Source organism: uncultured Limnohabitans sp., from assembly GCF_937889215.1.
In the GTDB taxonomy this organism is placed as follows: Bacteria; Pseudomonadota; Gammaproteobacteria; order Burkholderiales; family Burkholderiaceae_C; genus Limnohabitans_A.
In genome coordinates, this window is sequence record NZ_CALBEX010000388.1 from 1 (window position 1) to 3,274 (window position 3,274).

Genomic DNA, 3,274 nt, shown 5'->3' on the forward strand with positions numbered 1-3,274 from the left:
GGGTTTGCGCTGATGCCCGAGTAACCGTCCGAGCCCCCGCACTGCAGACCGATGGTGATGTGTTCGGCACTGCAGGGTTCGCGCGTGGTGGCGTTGGCGCGGGGCAGCATTTCTTCGATCAAGGCAATCCCTTTTTCGACCGTGAGTCGCGTGCCGCCCGAGTCCTGGATGTTGAAGACCTTGAGCGTGTCACCCACGCGCAAGCTGCTGTGCGCCAGCCAGGTGCTGAGTTGGTTGGCCTCGCAGCCTAGGCCCACCACCACCACACCCCAGAAGTTGGTGTGTGTGGCATAACCGGCCAGCGTGCGCTCAAGCAACTGCATGCCCATGCCTTCGGTGTCCATGCCGCAGCCGGTGCCGTGGGTGAGCGCCACCACGCCGTCCACATTCGGAAAGTTGGCCAGTGCTTGCGGGTTGTTGCGTTTGGAGAAATGGTCGGCAATGGCGCGTGCCGCAGTGGCTGAGCAGTTCACGCTGGACAGCACGCCGATGTAGTTGCGCGTGGCCACTCGGCCGTCTGCGCGCTTGTAGCCCATGAAGCTGGCCTGCTTGCGGGCAGATTCGGGTTTCACGTCTTGGCCGATGGCGTAGTCGCGCTCAAAGTTGCCTTTTTCGGCACCCATGTTCAGGTTGTGCGTGTGCACATGCTCGCCCGGCGCAATAGGCTGGTGTGCAAAACCAATGATCTGGTTGTAGCGGCGCACCGGCTCACCCACGGCGATGGCGCGTGTGGCGATTTTGTGGCCCGGCGGAATCAGGCCGCGCACGGCGATGCCGTCCACGGTGCTGCCGCTCATGAGTTGGGCGCGGGCGATGACCACGTCGTCAGACGGGTGCAGGCGAATGAAACTGCTCATGGAGAGACCTCAATAAAACTGGCTGGGCAGCCACAAAACAATCTGCGGCACATAGGTGATGACCACCAAGCTGCCCAGCAAAGGAATGAACCACGGCAGCAGCGCCACCATGGTGCGCTCGATGCTGATTTCGGCAATGCGCGCCATGATGAAAAGCACCAGCCCCACTGGCGGGGTGATCAGGCCAATCATCAGGTTCAGCACCATCACCAAGCCAAAGTGGATCGGGTCGATGCCCAGTTGCGTGACCACGGGCAGCAAGATCGGCACCAAGATGGTGATGGCTGCGACCGGCTCCAGAAACAGACCGATGAACAGCATCAAGGCATTGGCCAAGAGCAAGAAAATCCAGGGTTCGTTGGTCACGCCCAAAATCCAACTGGCGATGTCGGCGGTGATGCCTTCAGCCGTCAGCATCCAGCTGAAGATGCTCGACGCCGCCACGATGAACATCACCACGCTGGTGGTCTCCACGGTGTCTAGCAAGACCTTGATGGTGCGCTTGAAAGACAGGGTTTTGTACCAAAAAAGACCCAGCACCAAGGCCCAGATGCAAGCGGCGATCGCGCCCTCGGTGGGGGTGAACAGGCCCACCGTCATGCCGCCAATCAGCAGCACAGGTGTCATCATGGGCAGCACCGCCACAAAGCGGAATTTCCAGTCGGCCACGAACAACAGGATGAGGCCAGCAAATACCGTGGTGCGGGGCGGAAAGTCCAGTTGCGTGATCAGCACCCACAGCATTGCAGGCCAGCCAATCACAATGCCGACTTCCAACAGGCCCTTGCCAAAGCGGCTGAGTTTGAACGGCTCGTCACCGCCCCAGCCGTTTTTCCAGGCAAAGTAACTCACGGTGAGCATGATGAACGCAGCGATCATCAGGCCTGGCAAGATACCGCCCAAAAACATCGCACCCACTGACACATTGGCCAGCATGGCGTAGATCACAATCGGCAAGCTCGGGGGAATGATGGGACCCAATGTGGCCGAGGCAGCAGTCACCCCGACAGAAAATTCGGTCGAATAACCGGCATCTTTCATCGCTTTGATCTCGACTGTGCCCAGGCCAGCCGCGTCGGCGATGGCGGTGCCGCTCATGCCCGAAAAAATGATCGAAGCCATCACGTTCACATGGCCCAAACCGCCCTTGAGCCAGCCCACCAGGGCCATGGCGATTTCAAAGATGCGGTTGGTGATGCCAGCGTTGTTCATCAAGTTGCCTGCCAAAATGAAAAACGGCACCGCCAGCAAAGGAAAGCTGTCGATGCCGCTGATCATGCGGTGGATCACCACGAAAGATGGCAAGTTGCCACTGACCGCGATGTAGATGATGGCGGCACCCGACATCGCAATGGCGATGGGTACGCCCGCGATGGTCAGAAATAGAAACAGGGATTGGAGCATGTCAGGCCTGCGAAAGTGGGTGAGTGAACAAGGGCATGAATGGCTTGGGTTTAAAGCTCGTCAACACCGGCGTAGTCACTGCGCCAGTGCGCCAGAGTCACCTGCACAGAGCGGACCGCCGCCAGCGCAAAGCCCGCCAGGCAAACGCCATAAATCAGGTTCATGGGCAGGTCAACAATGGTCATTTGGTAGTTGCCCAGTTTTTGCATCATCAAACCCGTGAGCACGGTGCACAGGGCGTAGTAAGCGGTGCACAGCACATCGACTGTCAAGGCAAGGCCTCGACCCATCTTGCGCGGTAAAAAGCGGTAGAAAAAGTCCACCCGTACATGGCTGTGCTTCATGACCCCAATGCCCAGCGCCAAGAACACGCAGGCAATGAGCAGGTAGCGGGCAATTTCTTCGGTCCATGCGGCCGAATCGTTGAGCGCATAGCGGGTAAAAAATTGGTAAAAAACCGTCAAACCCAGCAGCAGGAAAAATGCCAGCGACATCCAGCCTTCCAGCGTCACCGGGCGCAGGTCGATGTCCTCGTCTTCGGTGTGAAAGGCGTGGGTGATTTTGGGCTCGGACGGGCTTGGATTCGGGGTCGGCGTGGACAAAGTCAGCTCCTTGGGGGTGCGCATGGCACCTCAACAAACGGTGGCGGTCTTTCGGGCGCACCCCCCTCAGGGCGGCCCGAAAACTGCACCCCCGTGGCGCCAGCCGACGGGGGCGAAGGGGCTTGGCTTACTTGGCGGCCTGAATCTTGTCGAAGTCAGACTGCGTGAAGCCCATGCCGGTCAATGGCTTGTTTTTCAGCACAGCGTCTTGGAAAGACTTGCGGTCCACTTCGACCACTTGCAGGCCTTTTTTCTTGAACTCGTTCACCAACTCTAATTCGCGTGCCTTGATCTTGGCCGAGGCGCGAACAGCGGCTTCTTGTGTCACTTCAGTGAACATTTTTTTCTCGGCATCGCTGAGCTTGTTCCAGACGTGGGGGGCAATTTGCGTGGTCAGGCCGTCCACGATGT

3 protein-coding genes and 1 pseudogene are annotated in these 3,274 nt (G+C 58.9%); all 4 read right to left on the reverse strand.

Annotated elements, in window-relative coordinates; all coding sequences use genetic code 11:
- A partial coding sequence (locus Q0341_RS09800) for a UxaA family hydrolase (protein ID WP_299512652.1) occupies positions 1-857 on the reverse strand: 857 nt, incomplete at its 3' end.
- A 9-nt stretch (positions 858-866) separates the two neighbouring features.
- Positions 867-2,261 carry a TRAP transporter large permease gene (locus Q0341_RS09805; RefSeq protein ID WP_299512654.1) on the reverse strand — a complete coding sequence of 465 codons (1,395 nt, stop codon included), beginning with the start codon at positions 2,259-2,261 and terminating at the stop codon, positions 867-869.
- A 50-nt stretch (positions 2,262-2,311) separates the two neighbouring features.
- Positions 2,312-2,887 (reverse strand): TRAP transporter small permease, encoded by a 576-nt coding sequence (locus tag Q0341_RS09810; RefSeq protein ID WP_299512657.1) that lies wholly within the window; start codon positions 2,885-2,887, stop codon positions 2,312-2,314.
- A gap of 103 nt (positions 2,888-2,990) precedes the next feature.
- Positions 2,991-3,274, reverse strand: a pseudogene (locus tag Q0341_RS09815) (ABC transporter substrate-binding protein); the annotation flags it as partial.

Bases quoted from the DNA above. Each gene is read 5' to 3' on its own strand.
- Q0341_RS09810 (WP_299512657.1), bottom strand. From the start codon at position 2,887: ATGCGCACCCCCAAGGAGCTGACTTTGTCCACGCCGACCCCGAATCCA.
- Q0341_RS09805 (WP_299512654.1), bottom strand. From the start codon at position 2,261: ATGCTCCAATCCCTGTTTCTATTTCTGACCATCGCGGGCGTACCCATC.